The organism is Stenotrophomonas sp. 112478_Sma, from assembly GCF_056479905.1.
Window position 1 is genome coordinate 3,449,748 of the sequence record NZ_CM151072.1, and the last position, 21,063, is coordinate 3,470,810.

At 67.1% G+C, this 21,063-nt stretch carries 15 protein-coding genes; 2 read left to right on the forward strand and 13 right to left on the reverse strand.

Features of this window, described 5'->3' with window-relative positions; genetic code table 11:
* Positions 1-12: 12 nt before the first annotated feature.
* Genes ACZK08_RS15720 through ACZK08_RS15735 form a run of 4 tightly spaced genes read right to left on the reverse strand, consistent with a single transcriptional unit; the run spans position 13 to position 3,096 of the window.
* Positions 13-546, reverse strand: coding sequence for a pilus assembly protein PilP (locus tag ACZK08_RS15720; protein ID WP_053518457.1), 534 nt, complete (start codon positions 544-546; stop codon positions 13-15).
* Positions 546-1,202, reverse strand: a complete 657-nt coding sequence (locus tag ACZK08_RS15725; protein ID WP_053518455.1) for a type IV pilus inner membrane component PilO — start codon at positions 1,200-1,202, stop codon at positions 546-548. Before ACZK08_RS15725 ends, ACZK08_RS15720 begins: the two co-directional genes overlap by 1 nt.
* Entirely contained in the window at positions 1,199-2,038 is an 840-nt protein-coding gene (locus tag ACZK08_RS15730) for a PilN domain-containing protein (RefSeq protein ID WP_065175741.1), read from the reverse strand. The genes ACZK08_RS15725 and ACZK08_RS15730 overlap by 4 nt, the downstream gene beginning before the upstream one ends.
* The gene (locus tag ACZK08_RS15735; protein WP_053518451.1) at positions 2,038-3,096 is read right to left on the reverse strand and encodes a pilus assembly protein PilM; all 1,059 of its coding nucleotides are present in this window, start codon (positions 3,094-3,096) and stop codon (positions 2,038-2,040) included. The genes ACZK08_RS15730 and ACZK08_RS15735 overlap by 1 nt, the downstream gene beginning before the upstream one ends.
* 219 nt (positions 3,097-3,315) lie before the next feature.
* On the opposite strand from ACZK08_RS15735, the gene ACZK08_RS15740 reads away from it, so the two are divergent.
* Both ACZK08_RS15740 and ACZK08_RS15745 read left to right on the forward strand, forming a co-directional pair.
* On the forward strand, positions 3,316-5,736 hold the full coding sequence (locus ACZK08_RS15740) for a penicillin-binding protein 1A (protein ID WP_065181675.1): 2,421 nt from the start codon (positions 3,316-3,318) through the stop codon (positions 5,734-5,736).
* A 155-nt stretch (positions 5,737-5,891) separates the two neighbouring features.
* Positions 5,892-6,539, forward strand: a complete 648-nt coding sequence (locus tag ACZK08_RS15745; RefSeq protein WP_065181676.1) for a hypothetical protein — start codon at positions 5,892-5,894, stop codon at positions 6,537-6,539.
* An 84-nt stretch (positions 6,540-6,623) separates the two neighbouring features.
* On the opposite strand, the gene ACZK08_RS15750 is transcribed toward ACZK08_RS15745, so the two are convergent.
* The 9 genes from ACZK08_RS15750 to ACZK08_RS15790 form a co-directional block, all read right to left on the reverse strand.
* A complete protein-coding gene (locus tag ACZK08_RS15750) occupies positions 6,624-7,544 on the reverse strand; it encodes a YadA-like family protein (protein ID WP_478452262.1) in 921 nt (306 codons plus the stop codon).
* A 103-nt stretch (positions 7,545-7,647) separates the two neighbouring features.
* The gene (locus ACZK08_RS15755) at positions 7,648-12,324 is read right to left on the reverse strand and encodes an ESPR-type extended signal peptide-containing protein (protein ID WP_478452263.1); all 4,677 of its coding nucleotides are present in this window, start codon (positions 12,322-12,324) and stop codon (positions 7,648-7,650) included.
* 53 nt (positions 12,325-12,377) lie between these two features.
* Positions 12,378-13,085, reverse strand: coding sequence for a pilus assembly protein (locus tag ACZK08_RS15760; RefSeq protein ID WP_065181677.1), 708 nt, complete (start codon positions 13,083-13,085; stop codon positions 12,378-12,380).
* A gap of 22 nt (positions 13,086-13,107) precedes the next feature.
* On the reverse strand, positions 13,108-14,238 hold the full coding sequence (locus ACZK08_RS15765; protein ID WP_065181678.1) for a CfaE/CblD family pilus tip adhesin: 1,131 nt from the start codon (positions 14,236-14,238) through the stop codon (positions 13,108-13,110).
* A complete protein-coding gene (locus tag ACZK08_RS15770) occupies positions 14,235-16,994 on the reverse strand; it encodes a TcfC E-set like domain-containing protein (protein WP_065181679.1) in 2,760 nt (919 codons plus the stop codon). The genes ACZK08_RS15765 and ACZK08_RS15770 overlap by 4 nt, the downstream gene beginning before the upstream one ends.
* Positions 16,995-17,046: 52 nt before the next feature.
* Complete coding sequence (locus tag ACZK08_RS15775) at positions 17,047-17,565, reverse strand: CS1 type fimbrial major subunit (RefSeq protein WP_065181680.1); 519 nt, start codon at positions 17,563-17,565, stop codon at positions 17,047-17,049.
* 289 nt (positions 17,566-17,854) lie between these two features.
* Positions 17,855-19,132 carry a citrate synthase gene (locus ACZK08_RS15780; RefSeq protein ID WP_053520043.1) on the reverse strand — a complete coding sequence of 426 codons (1,278 nt, stop codon included), beginning with the start codon at positions 19,130-19,132 and terminating at the stop codon, positions 17,855-17,857.
* 296 nt (positions 19,133-19,428) lie between these two features.
* Complete coding sequence (locus tag ACZK08_RS15785) at positions 19,429-19,671, reverse strand: type B 50S ribosomal protein L31 (RefSeq protein WP_005410871.1); 243 nt, start codon at positions 19,669-19,671, stop codon at positions 19,429-19,431.
* An 88-nt stretch (positions 19,672-19,759) separates the two neighbouring features.
* On the reverse strand, positions 19,760-20,698 hold the full coding sequence (locus ACZK08_RS15790; protein ID WP_065181681.1) for a nucleoside hydrolase: 939 nt from the start codon (positions 20,696-20,698) through the stop codon (positions 19,760-19,762).
* Positions 20,699-21,063 lie beyond the last annotated feature (365 nt).

Below are 21,063 nucleotides of genomic sequence, written 5' to 3' on the forward strand. Positions count from 1 at the left end.
CCCAGTAAACGATCATTGATCTTCCAGCGCGAGCGTCGCTGGCCGTTCCAGCCAACCACCCGCGCCATCCGGCACCAGTTCGATCAGTTCAACGCGGTCCTCGAAGACCGCGGTGACCCGCCCGTCGCTCTGCCCCAAGTAGCCGCCCGGGCGGACCCGGTAGGTGACCTTGTCCGGCCCCATCACCAGCGCGACGGTGCTGCCGCCGGTGCCGATGGTGCCGACCATGTCCAGTGCGTCCAGCGGGAAGCCCTCCAGGGGCTCCTTGCGCCGGTTCGGGTCCGGTCGCAATCCGCCGTTCCCCTGCTGCGGATTGGTCCAGGCATCGGTGAACGGATCGCGCATGCCCTGCGCGGAGTATTCGAAGGTCTCGAACTGCTGCATCACCGGCAGCGGCTCCAGCGGCTGCGCCGGTCGCGCACGCTCGCCCTCCACCCACTTCTCCAGGTTCGGCGCATCGCCCGGCGTGCTGGTCACGCCGCGGCCACAGCCGGCCAGCAGCAGGACCGCCAGCACCATCGACCCGCGTACGATCTGTGCGCGCATCACTTCCCGCCCTCCTTGCCGGCGTCAGCGCTCTGCTGCGCCTGCACTTCGGCTTCGTCCAGATACCGGTAGGTCTTGACCGTGCCGGACAGCTCCAGCGCACCTGCGCGGACGTTGCCGCTGGTCTTGTCCTTGGGCTTGAGGTTGATGTCGTGCATGGTCAGGATGACCACCCGCGGCAACGAAGCCACGCCGCTGACGAACGCACCGAACTGGTGGTAGCTGCCCACCATCCGCAGCTTGATCGGCTTCTCGGCGTAGAACTCCTTGATCTGCTCGGACTCGGGTTCGAACAGCTCGTTGGACAGGCCGCTGGACAACGCGGTCTGCGAGATGTCGATGATCAGGTCCGGCATTTCGGTCTTGCTCGGCAGCTGCCGCAGCATCTGCTGCAGCACCTGCTCCATCTGTGCCAGCTGCTGCTTCAGCGGCGCCAGGTTCACCGCACGTTCCTGCTGCTTGGTGAACTCGGTGCGCAGCTCGGTCTCCTGCCGCTCCAGGCCCTCCAGTTCCTCGCGCTTGCCACTGATCAGCAGCATCCACGCCACGAACATGATGACCAGCGCCAGCAGCGCGCAGAAGACGATCTTGGCCTTCTGCGGCCAGTTGCCGATGTCGTTGAAATCCAGATTCTTGAGATCGATCTTCTGGCTCATGCGCGGTCCCCCTGCAACGGGGCGTGGAAGGCCTGCGGCGGCTGCGCCAGGCGGCTGCCCTCCGGCTTGGCCGGCGCGGCGGCCGGCGGGGCCGTTGCCGGGGGCGGCGTGGTGGCGGGTGCGGTGGCGGGTGCGGCCGGTGCGGCGGGTGTGGCCGCCTCGGGTGCGGCCGACAGCGGTGCGACCGGTTCGGCGGCTGCGGCCGGTGCCACGGTGCCATCGGCATTCAGGCCCGGCGGCGCGGTGGCCTCCTCGCTCTGCGCCGGCAGCTTCACCTTGACCACGAACACATACGGCAGCGCCTTGATGTCCGATACCGGGCCCGGGCGACCGTCCTTGTCCTTGTCCGGCTCACGCGCCTCGATGATCGACAGCTCCGGACTGGCCATCCAGCCGGACGTCTCCAGGTTGCGCATGTACGCCGAAACGCGGGCGTTGGACTGGGTGCGGCCTTCCAGGGTAAGGGTGTCCCCTTCCTGCTTCAGGGCGGTCAGCACGACGCCATCGGGAATGGTGCGCACCAGCGCGTCGAACAGGTGGACCATCTGCGAGCGCTTGGCCTGCAGTTCCTCGATCACCTTCTTGCGCGCCAGCAGCCGCTCCTTCTGCGCGTCGAGGCGGTCGATCTCCTTGTTCTGCTCCTTGACCTTGTCGATCTCGGCCTGCAGGTAGGCATTGCGGTCCATCTGGCCGCTGACCTGGCGGTCGTAGTAGAACCAGATCATCAGCGACAGCAGCAGGCCACCCACGGCGGCCATGCCCAGCATTGCGTAGAACTCGCGCTGGCGTTGCTTGCGCCGTTCGGCGCGCCAGGGCAACAGGTTGATGCGTGCCATCAGTCGAAGCTCCTCAGCGCCAGACCGGTCGCGATCATCAGCGCGGGAGCATCCTGGGCCAGCGCATGCGCGTTCACCTTCGGTCCCAGCGTCATCTGCGCCAGCGGATTGGCGACCACGGTCGGCACACCCAGCTGCTCCTCGACCATTTCCGGCAGGCCCCCAAGAACCGCGCAGCCTCCGGCCAGCACGATATGATCGACACGATTGAATTCGCTGCCGGCGTAGAAGAACTGCAACAGGCGGCTGATCTGCTGGACCGTGGCTTCCTTGAACGGCTCCAGCACTTCCATCTCGTAGCTTTCCGGCAGCCCGCCCTGGCGCTTGGCCAGGCCGGCTTCCTCGTAGCTCAGGCCGTAGCGGCGCATGATCTCGTCGGTCAGCTGCTTGCCGCCGAACACCTGTTCGCGGCTGTACAGGCTGCGCCCGCCGCGCAGGACGTTCAGGGTGGTCATCGTGGCGCCGATGTCGACCAGCGCGACCACGCCGTCGGTGGACACCGGCAGCTCACTGGCAACCAGGGCGAAGGCGTTCTCGACCGCGAAGGCCTCCACGTCCATCACCTTGGCCTGGAGGCCGCCGAGTTCCAGCGCCGACTGGCGCAGTTCCACATTCTCGGACCGCGACGCGGCCAGCAGCACCTGGACCATCTCCGGGTTGTTCGGGATCACCCCGATCACCTCGAAGTCCAGGTTCACTTCCTCGATCGGATAGGGAATGTAGTTGACCGCTTCCAGCTCGATCTGCGCTTCCATGTCGTTCTCGTCGAGCTCGGCCGGCATCGGGATCACCTTGGTGATCACGGCCGAGCCGGCCACGGCGGCGGCGGCCTGCTTCGCCTTGCTGCCGGAACGGTTCAACGCCCGGCGGATGGCCTCACCCACGGCCTCCACCTCGACGATGTTCTTCTCCACGACCGCATTCGGCGGCAGTGGTTCCACGGCGTAATGTTCCACACGGAAACGATTGCCACTGCGGGAAAGCTGCAACAGCTTTACCGCAGTCGAACTGATGTCGACGCCAATAAGCGGCGACTGACTTTTTGGGATGAGCCCCACGGTTTCTCCCCTGCCGACGGGCACTTGGACGCAAGAACTGCGACCGCGCATTAATAACGTATTCTTAGCAAATGGCAACCGCCCTGCTGTGAATTCCCTCACAGGTTCACGATGCAGCCCCTGGCGTTTCCCCTTGCGCTCCCCGGTGCCGACCCCAGCCGCCACCTTGCGTAATCTATACTCTGCGACCACGAAATTCGCAATCGGAATCTGAACCCGATGACTCGACTCCGCCGCTGGCTGCGCTGGATCTTCCTGATTGTCCTGGTCCTGGCGCTGATCGGTGCGGCCGCTGTGGGCGGTCTCTACTACGCTGTGTCCTCCAAGCTCCCCGACGTGCAGACCCTGCGCGACGTGGAGATGCAGGAGCCGATGTACGTCTATGCCGCCGACGGCAAGCTGATGGCGGTGTTCGGCGAGACCCGGCGCACCCCGGTAACCATGAAGGACGTGCCGGAGAAGCTCAAGCAGGCTTTCCTGGCCACCGAGGACGCCCGCTTCTATGAACATGGCGGCGTGGACTACAAGGGCATCGCCCGCGCGGTGTGGCTGCTGGCCACCACCAACGACAAGCGCGTGCCCGGCGGGTCCACCATCACCCAGCAGGTGGCCCGCCAGTTCTTCCTCAGTTCCGAGTACAGCTACACCCGCAAGCTGGCCGAGATCCTGCTGGCCCGCAAGATCGAGTCCGAGCTGAGCAAGGACGAGATCTTCGAGCTGTACCTGAACAAGAGCTTCTTCGGCAACCGTGCCTACGGTGTGGCCGCGGCGGCGGAGTTCTACTACGGCAAGAAGCTGGCCGAGCTGGACCTGGATGAGATGGCCTCGCTGGCCGGCATCCCGAAGTTCCCCTCCTCCGGCAACCCGATCTCCAACCCGGAACGCGCCCGCCAGCGCCGCGACAACTATGTGCTGCAGCGCATGGCCGATCTGAAGTTCGTCAGCCAGGCCGAGGCCGATGCGGCCAAGGCCGTGCCGATGCATGCCACCGCGCATGAGCCGCCGGTGCAGGTCGAGGCGCCCTACGTGGCCGAACTGGTGCGCCAGGAGATGATCGCGCGCTTCGGCGGCGATGTGGTCAACAAGGGATACCACGTCACCACCACCATCGATTCGACCCTGCAGACCGCGGCCAACCTGTCGGTGCGTGACGGCCTGCTGCTGTATGACCACCGCCACGGCTGGCACGGCGTGGAGAAGCAGGTGCAGCTGGGGGCCGGCGACGATGCCGCGGCCCTGGCCGAACATCTGCGCGGCATCCCGGCGCAGGCAGGCCTGCTGCCGGCGATCGTTGCCAGCGCCGGTGCCGATGGCAGCGCCACGGTGGTGCTGGCCAACCGCAGCGAGATCGTGCTGCCGGCCGGTGCCGCCCGGTGGACCAACAAGACCCCCGGCAAGCTGGTGCAGCGCGGCGACATCGTGCGTGTGCGCGCCGGCGACAAGGAGGGCGAGTGGCTGCTGGACCAGATCCCGCGCGGTCAGTCCGCGCTGGTCTCGCTGGATGCCCACAGCGGTGCGCTGAAGGCGCTGGTCGGCGGTTTCAGCTTCTCCGGCAACAAGTTCAACCGCGCCACCCAGGCCCGTCGCCAGCCCGGTTCGAGCTTCAAGCCGTTCGTCTATGCCGCAGCGTTCGACAAGGGTTACAACCCGGCTTCGATCGTGCTTGATGCCCCGGTCGTGTTCCGCGACCGCCGCGGCAAGACCTGGGCACCGCAGAACGATGGCGGTGGCTTCCGCGGCCCGATGCGCCTGCGCGAAGCCCTGGTGCAGTCGCGCAACCTGGTCTCGGTGCGCCTGCTCGACGGCATGGGCGTGGACTACGCCCGCAAGTACATCAGCGAGTTCGGCTTCGCCGAATCGGAGCTGCCGCCGAACCTGTCGATGTCGCTCGGCACCGCCTCGCTGACCCCGCTGTCGGTGGCCCGTGGCTATGCCGTGTTCGCCAACGGCGGCTCGCGCGTGGACACCTGGCTGATCGACCAGGTGAACGACCGCGACGGCAACCTGGTGTTCAAGGAGAACCCGGCACTGGCCTGCCGCGACTGTGCCGGCAGCAGCGACCAGCCGGTCAGCCAGGTCGTGGACGGCTTCAACTTCGGTGCCCCGGCCCCCACGCCGGACCCGGCCGCCGCCAAGGCGCAGGCCACCACCGAAACCGCTGCCGCACCGGTCAACCCGGATGCGCGCACCGCGCCGCGCGCGATCGATGCACGCACCGCCTACCAGCTGGTGTCGATGATGCGCGATGTGGTCCAGCGCGGTACCGGCACCCAGGCCAAGGTGCTCGGCCGCGAGGACGTGGGCGGGAAGACCGGCTCCACCAACGACCACCGCGATGCCTGGTTCTCCGGCTTCGGCGGCCCGTACGTAACCACCGTGTGGGTGGGCCGGGATGACTTCCGTTCGCTGGGTTACCGCGAATACGGTGGCAAGGCCGCGCTGCCGATCTGGATCGAGTACATGCGCACCGCGCTGAAGGACACGCCGATCGCGCAGAACGACCCGCCCAGCGGCATGGTGCAGACCACGCTCAACGGCGCGACCGAATGGGTCAAGGTGGAGGACATGGATCGCCTGACGGACTACGACCTCAACCTCAATACCCCGCAGGCCGACGCGGCTGCGTTCGATATCTTCTGACGCGCGCCGCGGGCGTCACCGTCGAGCCGGCGCATGTCCGGCTCGACGGCCCGCCCAGCCGAGCGTGGGCCCGGCCCCGCATCCCTTCTCCATTGCCCACGCAGATGTCACACCGTTGCGCTAGTCTGTAGCCAGGTCGCAACAGGAGTTCCCGCATGCATCGCGCCCGCCAGCATGCCACCACCCAGACCCGTGAGCGTCGTCACCGCCTCGCCCACGAAGCCGCCCGCCTGATGGCCGAAGGCGGCATCCGCGACTTCCACCAGGCCAAACTGAAGGCGGCCAGCCGGCTCGGCATCCATGACGATGCCTCGTTGCCCCGCAATGTCGAGATCGAGGATGCGCTGCGCGAGTACCAGCGCCTGTTCGCTGGCCCCCAGCACGGCAACGAGCTGCAGCGCCGTCGCGAAGCTGCGCTGCGCGCACTGGAATTCCTGCATGCCTTCGCCCCGCGCCTGGTCGGCCCGGTGCTGGACGGCACCGCCGATGCCAACAGCCCCGTGCAGGTGCATCTGCACAGCGACGACCCCGAAGCCGTGCATCGCTTCCTGGACGAACAGGGCATTCCGGCCGAGTCGCGCGTGCGCCGGCTGCGCCTGGACCGCGAGCGCAGCCTGGACGTGCCGGTCTGGGTGTTCAGTGCGGAGGACCTGACGTTCGATCTGGCCGTGCTGCCGTATGACGCCCTGCGCCAGGCACCGCTGTCACCGGTCGACGAGAAGCCGATGCGGCGCGCCTCGCAGGCCCAGCTGCGTGAACTGCTCAGCCAGGAGCAGATCGAAAGCTATCTCGGCAGCATCTGAGCCCCACAACGCAGACGCCCCACGCGACGGACCGCGTGGGGCGTCGTCATGCATCAGGGCGACCGGACCGCGTCGCCCTGCCGGTTACCAGCCCACGCCGAAACCCACGCCCACGGTGCGCTCACCGCTGTTGGTGAAGGCACCATTGAGGCTGAAGGTGGCCGAGCCGCGCTCGTTGAGCACGCGCTGGTAACCCACCGCCAGCGCCGACTCGCCTTCGGCATGGCCTACACCCGCGCCGAGGCGGTTGTAGGTCTGCAGGCCGGCGGTGTTCATCGCCATCGCCGCCTGCGCACTGCCCATCGCCGCCATGCGGTTCAGGCGCTTGTCCATCCGGTCCAGCCGGCGGTCCACGCTGGCCATCGCCTGGTCGGTGTAGGCCTGCGCCTGGTTCACCGCCTGATCCACGGCACGCGAGTCCACCTGCGGCAATGGATCGTCGGCTTCCGGCTTCGGCTTCGGCGTGTCGGTGGAGGCCACCGACGGCGCGTCCTTGACCGGCGGGGCCGGGGTCTGGCTGTCCGCCGGCGACTCGCCAGCGACGTCGTCCACCGCTGCCTGGCGGCTGGCCGTCGCCGACCCGTCGATCTGCGACTGCAGTCCGTCGATGCGGCCGTTGAGCTGCTGCTGCACGGCGTGCAGCTGACCGCCATTGACCGCATCGCGGCTGCCCGGCGCGATCATGCCGTTGGCCACGTTGCCCAGCACCCTGCCGTGCTCCCCGGCCAGCCGCAGCTGGCCGGTACCGTCACTGCGGATGCCGCCATCGTCGAACAGGCGCTCGAAACGCGCATCGATGCTGGCCAGATCCCGGCGCGTGTCGACCACCGCGCCGTCGAGCGACTTCAGCGCATCGCCGACCGTGGCCTGCCGCTGGCCCTGCACGTGGAACTCCGGCGCGATGATGTTGCCGTCGGCATCCATGCGCATGTCGCCGCCGAAGGCCGCGAAGGCGCTGCGGAGCTGGGAGACGGTGGTGAGGTCATTGGGGTTGATGCCCTTCATCGCGTTGGTGACTCTACGCAGAATTCCTCCGCCACCCAATGAAACTTCATTGGCGACCGTAGCGATCGAACCGTATCCAAGCGCGACGCTGTTTCGTGCGCCCTCAAATACGTGCGTCGCCCCCCCCCAATGCAACGCCACTCTGAACATGTACCTGGGAACGCGCGCCCAAAGCGAAGCCATCCTCAGCCCCCTCATGCACGTACGCGGCACGGCCCAACGACACGGAGTTCTTGCCACGAGCGAGCGCATAGCTCCCGATGGCCGTTGCGCCTTCCGCAAGCGCTCTGGCATCGCTGCCCATTGCAGTACCCAGGAGCGCCGCTTCCGCTGGCTTGCTCAGCTCGTCATAGCCCACGACCGCGTACAGGTGCTTCTCCTCCAGGCCCGCGATCCGCTGGTTGCTGGCATGAAGCTGCCCGCCCGTGACAACCTCCCGGCTGCCCGCATGGCTGATATCACCCTCGCCAACGTTGATGAGGCGCGCGCCACCGAAATCGACGGCGAAACGGTCGGCGCCGAAGCGCACGGCACTGGCATCCGCCATCGCCCGCGCCTGATCCAGCGTATCCAGGCGCGCGTCCAACGCATCCAGTCCGCCACGATTGCTGTCCACGCCTGCATCCAGCGCGGCCAGTGCATCGCCTACCGTGCCGTGTATGGAGCCCTGCACACCGTAGGAGGGAGCAATCACGCTGCCATCCGCGGCAAAGCCCGAGCCGCCACCGAGAGCATTCACTGCACCGGAGAGCTGGTCGACAGTGGTGAGGTCATAAGCGTGGATACCGTTCATCGCATTGGTGACCTTTCGTCGGGCACCAGCTCCGCCCAAGGAAACCTCATTTTCCTCTGTAGCTATCGATCCGTAGCCCAAAGCAACGCTGTTACGTGCCTCTGCCAGAACCTTGGCTGCACCACCCAACGCAATACCGTTATTGCTCTGCACCTGGGAGCGAGCGCCCAAAGCGAATCCGTCCTCAGCCCCGTCAAGCACATACGCGGCACGCCCCAACGCGACGGAATTCTTACCTCGCGCGTGAGCAAAACTGCCGATCGCCGTGGCACCCTCAGCCATAGCCTTGGTATCACTGCCCAATGCCGTCGCCAGAATCGCAGCTTGCGCCGGCATGCTCAGATCGTCATATCCGACAACCACATACTTCTGCGCCTCCTCCAGCACCGACACCCGCTCATGGGTCACGAACAGCTGCCCGCCCGTGACCGCCTCGCGGCTGCCTGCCGCGATCTCGCCGTCAGCCAAGGCGACCAGACGCGCATCCTTCAGGTCCACCGTGCCGTCCTCGCCGAACTGCACGACGCTGCCCAGGTCAGGCGTGTAGTTGTCGAAGTCCACGCGCAACGCGTCCAGGTCTTCCCGCGCGGAAGCGATCTGCGCGCCCTGCTCGGCCACCTTCGTATCGGTGGCGAACAGCTGTGCGCCATTGACTGCCTCGCGGCTGTCGGCACTGAGTTGCCCCTCGCCCACGGCGAGCAGGCGGCCACCCTCCAGATCGACATTGCCGCCCGCGTTGAAACGCACCACATCGGACAGGTCCGGATCGAAGTCCTGGAAGTCCTCGCGCAGGCGATCGATGTCCGTGCGGTTGCGTGCGATCTGTGTGTTGCTGTCGAACAGCTGACGGCCGCTGACCGCATCGTCGCTGGTGGCCGACAGCTGCCCGGCAGCAACGCCGTGCACGCGACGCGCCTGGTAGCCCTGGTTGCGCACATCCAGCACGCCACCGCTGTTGGCGGCACCCAGGCGTACGTCGCCAGTGGACGAGGTCTGGCTGAGCAGGCCACCGAGCACGTTGGCCTTGCCCTGTGCATCGTTGGCGGTGGACTGGGCGGCGTTGGCCACGGTGTGCGCCGTATTGGCCAGGGTGGTGGCCGTGGTCACGTTCTGGTTGGTGGTGTTGAGCTGGCGACCACTCACCGCGTCCGTACTGGCTGCGCTCAGCACACCATCGGCGACGCCAGTGATGCGACGGTTGGCATTGCCCTGATTGCGGACGTCGAGGAGGGTGCCGCTGTTCTGCGCGCCCAACCGCAGATCGCCGCCGGCTGCTACCTGCCCGACCAGGCCACTGAGCGTGGCGGCGGTGGCGGTGACCTGCGTGACGTTCTGGTTGGTGGCATGCAGCTGCCGGCCACTGACCGCATCGGCACTGGTGCTGCTGAGTGCCGCGTCGGCCACGCCCGTGACGCGACGGTTGGCGCTGGACTGGTTGCGCATGTCCACCGCGCCACCTGTATTGCTGGCACCGACGCGGACGTCGCTGTTGCCGGCACTCTGGCTGAGCAGCCCCCCCAGCGCGTTGGCCTTGGTCTGCGCGTCGTTGGCGATGCTGTGTGCGGTGTTGGCCAGTGCATTCACCGTGGCGAGGTTCTGGTTGGTCGCATGCAGCTGCTTGCCGGTCACCGCCTCGGCGCTGGTTGCGCTCAGCGTTCCGTCAGCCACATTGACGATGTTCCGCTTCACCGTGGCACTGCCCACCGAGACCTGGTTGGCGCCGGTCGCCACCGAGCCCGCGCCCAGGGCAACGCTGTTGCCCGCCTGCGCATTGACCTTGGCGTTGGTGCCCAGTGCGATGGCGCCGCTGGAGGTGGCATCCACGGCGGCACGATTGCCCAGCGCCACCGAGGAGTCAGCCGCGGCGCCCGCCAGCGTGCCGGCACCTACCGCATTGGCGCCGGCCGCGCTGGCCTGGTAACCGAAGGCGTTGCTGTGGGAGCCCTCCGCTTTCGCCGAATGGCCGACCGCCACGGCATTGCCACCCGCCGACGCCCCCTGGCCGACGGCGGTGGTGGTGCTGGCCAGGGCCGTCAGCGCGCGTGTGGCATCGGCCTGGGCCGCAGTAGCCGCCTGGCTGACTGCGGTGACATTCTGGTTGGTCGCATGCAGCTGCTTGCCGGTGACCGCCTCGGTGCTGGTGCTGCTCAGCGTGCCATCGGCCACATTGACGATGCGGCGCTTGAGCGTGGCATTACCGACTGAGACCTGGTTGCTGCCGGAGGTGGTGGAGGAACTGCCCAGCGCCACCGAACCGGTGTGGTTGGCCAGCGCGCGGTCGCCAAGGGCGGCACTGCTCTCGGCCGTCGCTTCGGACAGATTGCCGACGGATGTAGCGAAGCGGGCGCTGGCCACACTGCCGCGGCCCAGCGCCGTGGCCTGGTTGCCAGTGGCCGCCGCCTGATAGCCCAGTGCGGTGGCATGGATCACGTCGGCCTTGGCGTCGTTGCCGATGGCCACGGCACGGTCGCCGGTGGCCGAGGCACGCAGGCCCGATGCCACGCCGCCATTGCCGCTGCGCGAGCCGGTGCCGAGCGCCACGCCGCCGTTGTACGCGGCAACGCGCTCACCGGCCGCATTGACGCCGCTGCGGGCATTGTTGCCCAGTGCAAGACCGTCATTGTTGTAGGCCAACGCCGCATTGCCGATGGCCACGCCGTTGTCGCCCCCCTCGGTCCGCGCGCGATTGCCCAGCGCGACTGCACTGCTGCCGTCCGCCGATGCCAGGGTGCCCATCGCCACGGCGTTGCTGCCGGCACTGGACGCCTGGAAACCCAGGGCGTTGCTGTAGCCACCGGCCGCGTCGGCAGCATTGCCGATGGCGGTGCTGTTGGTGCCCGTTGCAGTGGCGCCGGTACCGATCGCGATACGGCTCCCATCCAGCCTGGCCAAGGCCTGCCCGGCTTTCGTCGCAGCCTGGTCTGCGGCCGTCTTCGCCGCGTTCGCCGTGCCCGTTGCGCTGGCGATGCTCTGGTTGGTGGCGTGCAGCTGCTTGCCGGTCACCACTTCGCTGCTGGTGGTGCTCAGGGTGCCATCGGCCACATTGACGATGCGGCGCTTGAGGGTGTCATTACCCACCGAGACCTGGTTGCCGGCACTGGTGACCGAGCCGGCGCCCAGGGCCACTGCATTGCTCTGCCCGGCATTGGCGTTGGCACCCAGCGCCACGGCCTTGCCATGGCCGTCGGTCACGGCGTTCTGGCCGATGGCGATGCCCGCATCGTAGCCGCCGGAGCGCGCACCGCTGCCGATCACGATGGCGTGGTGTGCGTTGCCATTGGCGAGCTTGCTGCCGTCGCCGATGACGATGGAACCCTGTGCCTGTGCCTGTGCGTTGTTGCCCAGCGCAACCGATCTGGATCCCGACGCCTGTGCCCCCGGCCCCATCGCCGTGGCATCGCTGCCCTCGGCCCGGGCATTGCGCCCGACCGCGACCGCACTGTTGCCAGGCGCCCCAACGTAACTGTTGAGGCCGATCGCGACGGCCCCGACTCCCAGCGCTGTGGCGCTTTTGCCGATCGCAGTCCCCCCTTCGCCGATTCCCGTGCCCGCATTGATGCCGATGGCCACGCCACCGGCAATGCCCTTGGCATTGTTGCCGATACCGACGCCGTCGAACGCCGTGACCGAACCCACGCCGATGGCCACGCCCTTGGTGCTGTTGACCGTGGAACCTCCACCGATCAGCACGTTCTGGTAGCTGGTAGTGCCGACACTGCGCGACGTGGCAGGCGAGCCGATGAACGCGCTCATCAACGCGTCCCACTCTGCCGGTGGTGCGTCAGCCTCCGCAGCAATGGCGTCGGGCACGATCAACGGATCCGATGCAACCTCGGTCGCGAACGCGGGAGCGGCCAGCATCACGCACAGGGCGGCGGCAAGCGGGCGTGCCGCCGAAGCCGGCTTGCCGCGCGAACGGGTGTGCTCGCTGGCCACGGCCCAGCAGCGCAGGCGGGTATTCCAGATCAAACGGTAGATACGATTCATCGATGTCTCGGTGGTTGGGAAACGGGAACTTGAGGGCGCGCAAGGCCAGGCAGTCAGGGCTGCAGCGTCTGCCGGTGCTCGCGGAAGCCGGCATGGCTGAGCCGGTAGTCGATCTCCACGCGCCCACCGGCGCGGGGCACGAACGGAAGCGTCATCGCCGCGCCGGGGTAAAGGCTGCGTTTGATTTCGTGCGTGGTGCAGCGGCCGTCCGCGTCGCAGTCCTGCACCTGGTTGACGCCGAGCCGCAGCGTGCCGCGGTTCAACAGGCGATCACCGTCCAGGGCCATCTCGACGCGCCCCTCGGCGGGCAGCACATTGACCAGCACGCCCCAGACCAGGCTGACGCCCAACGTGGCGCTGGCGCCCTGCACCGGCACCTCCGGCGTGCTGTCATCAGGACCGCGTACGCCTTCGAAGTAGATGCGGAACGCGGTTTCCTGCTCGACCGGTTGCAGCGGAATGATCCGTATCAGGCGCGTACCGCCCCCTGCCAGACCGAAGCGTCCGGGCGTGACCGCCATGACGGCGGCGGTGCCGACGGCCTCATCGACTTCTTCCTCGTGGTCACTGGCCGGATGCAGGATGCGTTTCACCGTGGCCTGCACGTACTGCGGCTGCGGTGATTGCGAATGCACGCGCACGGTCGTGGTCTTGCCGGCCTCGGCATGCACGCGCATGGGGTGGACGTTGAGATTGGCCAGCACCGGTGCCGCTGGCAGAAGGGCCAGCAGCAGCGCGCCGGCCAGGGGAATCTTGCTCATGGGATCGGGTTCCAGGGGAAGGTCAGAGGCGGTCGGTCGGCAGGCGCATTTCGAGCTTGAGGCGGCCGTCGTAGTAGCCCTCGCGTTTCTCGGACGCCGGCACACGGGGGGTTTCCAGGGTCAGCGGCGTGGGCACGCAGTACACCCACTGGTTCATGTCGGGCAGCATCACCAGCCGCAGCTCGGCGGTATCGATGCCGCGCAGCAGCACTTCCTCGTTGTTGCGCAGGGCGATCTTCTGGCCGCTGTGGTCCAGGGTGAGCTGGTAGTCCAGGCGGTCCTGCGCCTCGCGCCCACCGTCGCGGTGCCAGACCGAGTACTGCGATGGCGGACGGCCCGGCGCGGCGGGGCCCATGTCACGCGCGGTGATGGCCAGATACTCGCTCTGCGAGCCCATGCCGTCGTACAGGCACATGTCCAGCACGGCGGTGCCACCGATCGTGCCGGGTGAGGGAATCGGCCGGTAGTCCAGCTGCAGGCCCACCAGCGGCTCGGCCATGCCGAACTCGGGCAGGTAGATCATGGTGCGGTCGCGATCGGTGATGGTCAGATCGAACCGGAACACGTGGGTGGCGATGATCGGGCCGTCAGGATCGATGCGCAGGTTGAGGCGGAGTTCTGCAGTCCAGCGGCCGGCGACGAGATCTGCGACGTCCTGATCCTCTATTACCAATCTTGCTGCTGTGCCTCCAGGAGGAACCTGGCAATCATTACTGGCGGATGTCCAAAGCGGAAATTTGGCTTGATCCCAATAATCGATACTGCAATCTCGTTCCCACTCCACACGCTCCAACCAGCCGACAGTCCGAAGGTCAATTCTTTGTCCACTTCGTTGCTCTCGAAAGCTGAGAGTGAAATCCTTGCCAGCGAGCGGCCCCTCCTGAGTGTCATGCATTGGACACCGTCCTTGTCCAACGTCTCGATCACACGTCAGATGGATCTTCCCGTACCCCAGCTCCACCTCCCCATACCCGAGCACCGTCCGCGGCGCCCACAGCTCCAGCGCTTCGGGCGCGGAGCGGTCGAAGGTGCGGACGATGTCGGTGGTGATCACGCCGGTGGCCGGCGTCGTTGCCGGTGGGCGCTGTGCCAGCGCCTGTGCACTGCCAAGCAGGCAGGCCGCGGCCAGCAGCAGCCTCCATGCGGTCCTCATCGCGCACCTCCACTCATCACGTTGCGTTCGTTGCGCCCCGCCACCGGGGCCAGTTCGTTCAACAGGCGCTGTACCCGCGCCTGGTGGCGGATCGGTGCCGGCAACTGCTCCAGCGCCAGCGGTTCGCACTGCACCTGGCCGACCAGCAGCACCACGCTGCGGCGCTCACGCACGGTGAGCGGGCACTGCAGCAGGTCGCCTGCACGCAGCAGGTAGAGCACCGGCTCGCGCTGCGGGAATTCGGCGATGAAGCCGCCGTCGCGGCCCAGCGAGGGCACCGGTGCATTGAGGATGCGGGCGCCTTCCAGCGGGGTACCGGCGATGTCGCGTGCGTTGCCGATGAAGGTGTAGGTCACGTCCAGCGTGACCGGAAGCGCGATCACCTTTCCCGGCAGCAGGAAGGCGTGCTGCGCCGCGCCCAGGCGGGCGACACGCACTGCGGCGTCGCTGTCGTGCGCACTGGCGTCCTGCACGTCCACGCGGTGGCGCTGGTAGCCGCCCAGCGGCAGCAGCCGGCGCTCGCCGAAGCCGAGGATGCGGCGCCGGTTGCTGCCGGCGCGGATGTCGGCAGCCGCGCCACTCAGCTCCAGATCGCGCGCATCGTCCACGCTGACCACTACCCCGGCATCGGCGCCATGGGCGCCGCCCCAGTGCAGCCCGCGTGCGGACAGCGACAGCCCCGACGTGTGGTTGCCGCTGTAGGCCAGTTCACCCCCACCGTGGTGCTGGTAGTACGACACCGATGCACCGCTCTGCCCGAAGCGGTTGTCGATACGGGCGCTGGCCAGCGCGCTGTAGCGGTCGTCGTTGTACGCGCTCAGCTCGGCGCCGAGATCGCGCGCGTCGCCGTCGCGCTCCTGCCGCAACGAATGCGACAGGCCCAGGCGGGCATCCGGGCGGCTGTGCTGGGGCTGGCGCATGTCCAGCGCCACGCGCTGCTGCACGCTGCCGTCGTCGATCCGCTGCAGCCGCGAGACTGCAATGTTCAGGTAGAGGCCGCGATCACGGGCAGGCCCGCGCCCGCTGCCGGTATCGGTGTCCTGCTGCCACACCCCCAGCCGGCTGCCGATGCTCAGTCCACGCCACTGCCGGGTACGGCTGTAACTGGCCTGCAGGCTGCGCGAGGTCTGCGCAGGACGCAGCGCCGGCACATGAGGCGGCAACAGGCCCGGCGGCAGGCCCGTCCAGGCATCGTCGTCTTCGCCGGGCAGGCTCCACTCCGGGGTGAAGCTGCGCCGGCGCGTGTATCCCAGGTACAGGCTGCCGCCGAACAGGGGCGCCGATACCGAGGCACTGAGCGCATCGACACAACCGAAACGGTCATGCAGCACCGGCGTGCTGCTCTGGCACGCACCGCCGCGCAGGCGTTGCCGATAGACGTTCCAGGACGCGTAGTGGCGATAGCTCAGCTGCTGCTGCAGGCCGTGGCTGCCGTCGCCTCCGTTCAGCACGCCGACCATCGCCTGCAGGTCATGCCGCCCGAACTGCTGGCGTCCCTCCAGGCGCAGTTCGCCGTAACCGGTATCGGCGACGCGGGCGATCCCCGCTGTCATGCCGTAGTTGCGCGCAAGGGGGATGCGCAACCCCGCCTGTACCGCCGTGTCGGACGCATCGCCGATGTCACTTGCACGTGTCGCATGCGCACGACGGCGCCCGCCCTGCACGAACCACTGCAGGCTGCGCTCGGACCAGTCGCCGCCCCGGCTGAAGGGCGCCTCCTCGCTGCGCACGAAGCGGCCATCCTCATAGATGCGCAGGGTGACGGTGTAGCTGCCGAGCGGAAACCGGCGCGTATCGAGATCGTTGACACCGGCCTGCAGGTAAAAGGTCTGCAGCAGGCGATCACCGTCGAAGGCGTCCACGCGTGCATCGCGGCCGAGCAGCACGGTCAATGGGGTGGAGGTGACGTTCGCGTCGGTATCGACGTAGGCCTGCGTGGTACCCACGCGCAGCCCCTCGAAGCGATCCAGCGGCAGCATGCCGAACCCGAAGGTGCCGCCCTGCTGGCTGGACAGATTGCGCCGGTCCATGCGACCCAGCTGCACGTAGTGGCGCTGGGCAAGATCGTGGCGATAGTAGAGATCGTCCAGCTGGAAGCGGTCATGCGCGCGATAACCCTGCCGCGCCTGGCGGCTGTAGTTCCAGCTGCTGGCGACATGGCCATCGCGCAGCACGCCAAGCACCGTGCTGCCCTGCACGCTCAACGCCTGATAGCCATCGCCCCCGCTGAAATTCACGGTCTGCTGCTGCAGCAGCGCGTTCTGTGCCTGCTCGGACACCTGGTGGAACGGCGAGCGCTGCGCGCTCTGCTGTGGCAGCCACCGGCGTGCCGGAAACAACATCAATACGCCGTCGCTTTCATCGAAGATGGCGTGCACCTGCGCGGGATCGTCCGGACTGTCGATCCAGCCGCAGCCGGGATCCGGTTGGCCGTAGGGACAGGCCAGATGACTGTTGCGCGGCAGCGGTGCAGCCAGTGCCGCCTGCAGCGCGTCGCGCGCATCGGCGCTGAGACCCAGGGCTTCCAGAACCTGCGCGGGCTGGTCCAGCTGCACCGTATCCAGCGTGACCCAGGCGGACCACAGGCCGGCCGACTGCCCGAACAGGCGTACCTCGACACGCTCGGTCTGGCCGCTGGCGAGGTCTTCGAAACCGGCCGGTACCGGCCGTGCGTGGACAGCCGGCAGGGTCGGAATGGCCAACGTCAGGGCGAGCGCGACCGCCAGCCGGCTGTGGGCAGGTGCAGGTATCAACATGGGGAGACAACCGATGGCCGGCCGGCCCGCGCACGGGCCGGCGCGGTGGGGATTACGGCGCGGCGGTGTTCTGCGACACGACCAGCGCAACGGTGCCGCTGTACAGGCCCGCGAAGTTGATCTCGCCGGACACGGTCTGCTGCACGCGCAGCGGCATGGCGATCGACGCACCCGGAATCGCGCTGTCGAACAGGTCGTCTGCAGCGAAGTCGATCGGGGTGGTCTCCAGGGCGCGGCCGTTGAGGCTGACCGTCAGCGGCACGTTGATGGCACCCGGTGCGGCCAGGTCGGGACGCAGCACGGCGTCGGCCGCCAGGCGCACGCTGACGTCCTTCTCGGTGTCGTTGGTGAAGATGCGCACATCTTCGCTCCACGACGACAGGCCGGCACCGCCGGCGCGGTAGACCAGCTGCACCGCGTCCGGCAGCGCGGTGCCGTCGGCCTTGAGCAGGGACAGGGTCGGATCGACGTTCGCCCACACGGTGATGTTGGTTTCCACGGCGGCCTGCGCGGTCAGCGAAGCGCCGGCGAGCGCCACGGCCAGGGCGGCCTTCTTGAACATGTGCGACATGGTTTCTCTCTCTGATGGATTGGGTTGCCTCCTGGATGGAAGCACTGCTGGCACGGACCTGCCCTGCCAGCAGCGCGGTCAAGGTATTGATCGGCTCCTGCGGTGTACATGCAACGTTTCTTGATTGCCGATTACGCGTACTTCTGCGACATCACACACGCATCGCGCGTGCCGTGACCAGCAGAATGCGACGCTTTCGGCATTGCTCCGACCAGGGCACGACCACGGCATGGGCAAAAAAAAACGCCCCCTTGCGGGGGCGTTCTTCCACGTTGCGATTGCGGGGCGATCAGCCCTGGTAGTCGCGCACGTCGCTGCCGGTGTAGACCTGGCGCGGACGGCCGATCTTCATTTCCGGATCGACCTGCTGTTCCAGCCAATGCGACACCCAGCCGGAGGTACGGCCCAGGGCGAACATGACGGTGAACATCTCGGTCGGAATCTGCAGCGCCTTGTAGATGATGCCGCTGTAGAAATCGACGTTCGGGTACAGCTTGCGGGCGACGAAGTAATCGTCCTGCAGCGCGGCCTGCTCCAGCTTCACGGCCACGTCCAGCAGCGGGTCCTGCACGCCCAGCTGCTTGAGCACCTTGCTGGTCATCTCGCCGATGACCTTGGCGCGCGGATCGAAGTTCTTGTAGACGCGGTGGCCGAAGCCCATCAGGCGGAAGCCGGAGGTCTTGTCCTTGGCCTTGAGCACGGCCGATTCCACATTGTCGGCCGAACCGATTTCTTCCAGCATCTTCAGCACGGCTTCGTTGGCACCGCCATGGGCTGGACCCCACAGCGCGGTGACGCCCGCGGCAACCGACGCATACGGATTGGCACCGGTCGAGCCGACCAGGCGCACCGTCGAGGTGGACGCGTTCTGCTCGTGGTCGGCGTGCAGGATGAACAGCAGGTCCAGCGCCTTGACCACGTCCGGATTCAGCTCGTACTGGCCGTCGGCCGACTCGAAGGTCTGCTTCAGGAAGCGGCTGACGTAATCCAGCGAGGTGTCGGGCGTGTTGGCCGGCAGGCCCTTGCCGTGACGGTAGATCAGCGCCGAGAGGGTCGGCACCTTGGCAATCAGGCGCACAGCGGCCTGGCGGCGCTGTTCGGCGTCGGACAGGTCCAGCGCGTCGTGGTAGACGGCCGACAGCTGCGCGATCGCGGCAGCCAGGATGGCCATCGGATGGGCATCCTTGGCGAAGCTGCCGATCAGGGTGTTGATCGAATCGGGGACGTTGGCCTCGGCAGCCAGCTCATCGGTGAAGGCCTTCAGCTGCTCGGCGCTCGGACGCTCGCCGTTGATCAGCAGGTAGGCCACTTCGACGTAGCTCGACTTTTCCGACAGCTGTTCGATCGGGTAGCCGCGGTACAGCAGCACGCCCTTGTCGCCGTCGATGTAGGTGATGGCGGACTTGCAGCTGGCCGTCGCGGTGAAGCCGGAATCGTAGGTGAAGTACCCCGTTTCCTTGGTCAGCTTCGCGATGTCGACGCAGTCGTTGCCAAGGGTGGGTTTGATGACGGGCAGAACGACCGACGTGTCGCCGGCGTTGAGCGTGACCTGATCAAGATCGGACACTGTGTGCGCTCCTTCATGGGAAGGCGCCTGCCCAAGCGCATTGGTCAGGCACGTGAATGACGTCCACGACCTGTGTCGTGGATCACGCCATTATCGCACAGCAGCATTTGCCCGGTGCTAGACGGAAGTCGTAGACGGCAGGCGGCCGGAACCCGGCCAGCGAGTGGCCCGGATCGGCAAAAGCGTTGTCACGCGAACGCAGTGTTCTGTCCATCCAAACGCCTGTTGGGCAGGCGCCGGGGAAAAACAAACGGCCGCGCAGAGCGCGGCCGTCGGTTCGGAGCGGGATCGACAGATCAGCGCGCGTAGCGCTTCTGGAACTTGTCGATGCGGCCCGAGGTGTCGATGACCTTGTGCTTGCCCGTGTAGAACGGATGCGAAGCCGAGGAAATTTCAACCTTGACCAGCGGGTATTCGTTGCCGTCTTCCCACTGGATGGTTTCCTTCGTCGCCATGGTGGAGCGGGTCAGGATCTTGAAATCGGAGGTGACGTCATGGAAGACGACGTCGCGGTAGTTCGGATGGATATCGGCCTTCATGGGCTCACACCGTAAATGGGCTGGTGGTCAAGAGCGGCATTATAAGCACCGGCCGCCCCTTGGGGCAACCGGTGGCGTGGATCCGCGCTCAGTCCGCGCCAAGTGCCTGCCGCACAAGGCTTTCGAAGCGGGCCTGGTCGTAGGCCATCAGCAGGTCGCAGTTGTCCGGCTGGCCGGTCTGGCGGTTCCAGTCGACGAGGGTCGCGCCGCGACTGAACGTTCCGTTCAGTTCCACGTTCAGCGGCCGCGATTCCACCCGCAGCTGCCCTTCCGGGTTCAGCGCCCAGGCCATGGCCAGGGCATCGGCGGTGTACCAGCGTCCGCCCTTGCTGTCTTCGGACAGGCCACGGGTCTTGCGCGAGATCAGCTCATAGAAGCGGGCACGCTCCGAATCTGCCTGCAGCCACGTCTCGGCCTGCTGCAGCGGCAGGCCGTGGGCGACGGTGGCTTCCCAGTCCGACACCAGCAGGTGCTTGAATGCGGTGAACACCACGTGCGCCGCTTCCGGATCGAAGGCGATGTTGAACTCCGCCGCCGGCGTGATGTTGCCGTGGCAGGTGACCGCGCCGCCCATCACCACGATGCGCTTGATGCGCTCAGGCAGGGTCGGGTCCAGCTTCAGCGCCAGCGCCAGGTTGGTCAGCGGGCCGAGCATCACCAGCATCAGTTCGCCGGCATGCTTGTGCGACAGGCGCAGGATCGCCAGCGCGGCATGCTCGGCTTCGGCCTGTCGACCCGGCGGTGGCAGATCGACATCGCCGTAGCCATCACGGCCGTGCACATGCGCGGCATCGACGGAGGGATGCAGCAGCGGATCGGGGCTGCCGGCAAACACCGGCACGTCGGGACGGCCGACGATGTCGCAGAGCTTGAGGGCGTTACGGACGGTGTACTGCAGGCCGACATTGCCGGCGGCGATGGTCAGTGCGACCACGTCATGCCGTTCATCGGCAAAGGCCATCAGCAGGGCCAGGGCGTCGTCCACACCGGGATCGGTGTCGATCAACAGGGGGATCTTGTGGGTCATCGTTGCCGTCTTCAGATCGGCAACGAAGTGTGGACCGGGATGATGACCGTTGCAAGACCGGGGGAGATCGGCAGGGCTGCGCCCTGCACCCGCCGAATCAACGGCAAACGCCAGAGCAACGGCGAAAGCTGGTTTTCTGTGGGATGGCGGGGTGGGCCCGGTTGCGGGGGACGCTGCAAGTACGTCCATGTAAGCTCGGTCGCGCCATCCATGGCGCTCACGCCCCCGCAACCGGACCCACCCCGCCTTCGACAGTTTCCCGCGGTCTGTCGGAACGGCGTTCTGCTCTGCCAGGTGTCGACCGTGGTCGACACATCCACGCAATGCGTGGATGAACATGGAAATGATCGAAGGCGCTGTCTGTA

Excerpts from the sequence above, each read along its gene's own strand:
- ACZK08_RS15725 (WP_053518455.1), bottom strand. The coding sequence starts at position 1,202 with ATGAGCCAGAAGATCGATCTCAAGAATCTGGATTTCAACGACATCGGC.
- ACZK08_RS15765 (WP_065181678.1), bottom strand. The coding sequence starts at position 14,238 with ATGAGGACCGCATGGAGGCTGCTGCTGGCCGCGGCCTGCCTGCTTGGC.
- ACZK08_RS15730 (WP_065175741.1), bottom strand. The coding sequence starts at position 2,038 with ATGGCACGCATCAACCTGTTGCCCTGGCGCGCCGAACGGCGCAAGCAA.
- ACZK08_RS15790 (WP_065181681.1), bottom strand. The coding sequence starts at position 20,698 with ATGACCCACAAGATCCCCCTGTTGATCGACACCGATCCCGGTGTGGAC.
- ACZK08_RS15745 (WP_065181676.1), top strand. The coding sequence starts at position 5,892 with ATGCATCGCGCCCGCCAGCATGCCACCACCCAGACCCGTGAGCGTCGT.
- ACZK08_RS15755 (WP_478452263.1), bottom strand. The coding sequence starts at position 12,324 with ATGAATCGTATCTACCGTTTGATCTGGAATACCCGCCTGCGCTGCTGG.
- ACZK08_RS15760 (WP_065181677.1), bottom strand. The coding sequence starts at position 13,085 with ATGAGCAAGATTCCCCTGGCCGGCGCGCTGCTGCTGGCCCTTCTGCCA.
- ACZK08_RS15720 (WP_053518457.1), bottom strand. The coding sequence starts at position 546 with ATGCGCGCACAGATCGTACGCGGGTCGATGGTGCTGGCGGTCCTGCTG.
- ACZK08_RS15770 (WP_065181679.1), bottom strand. The coding sequence starts at position 16,994 with ATGTTGATACCTGCACCTGCCCACAGCCGGCTGGCGGTCGCGCTCGCC.
- ACZK08_RS15785 (WP_005410871.1), bottom strand. The coding sequence starts at position 19,671 with ATGAAGGCCGATATCCATCCGAACTACCGCGACGTCGTCTTCCATGAC.
- ACZK08_RS15740 (WP_065181675.1), top strand. The coding sequence starts at position 3,316 with ATGACTCGACTCCGCCGCTGGCTGCGCTGGATCTTCCTGATTGTCCTG.
- ACZK08_RS15775 (WP_065181680.1), bottom strand. The coding sequence starts at position 17,565 with ATGTCGCACATGTTCAAGAAGGCCGCCCTGGCCGTGGCGCTCGCCGGC.
- ACZK08_RS15750 (WP_478452262.1), bottom strand. The coding sequence starts at position 7,544 with ATGAAGGGCATCAACCCCAATGACCTCACCACCGTCTCCCAGCTCCGC.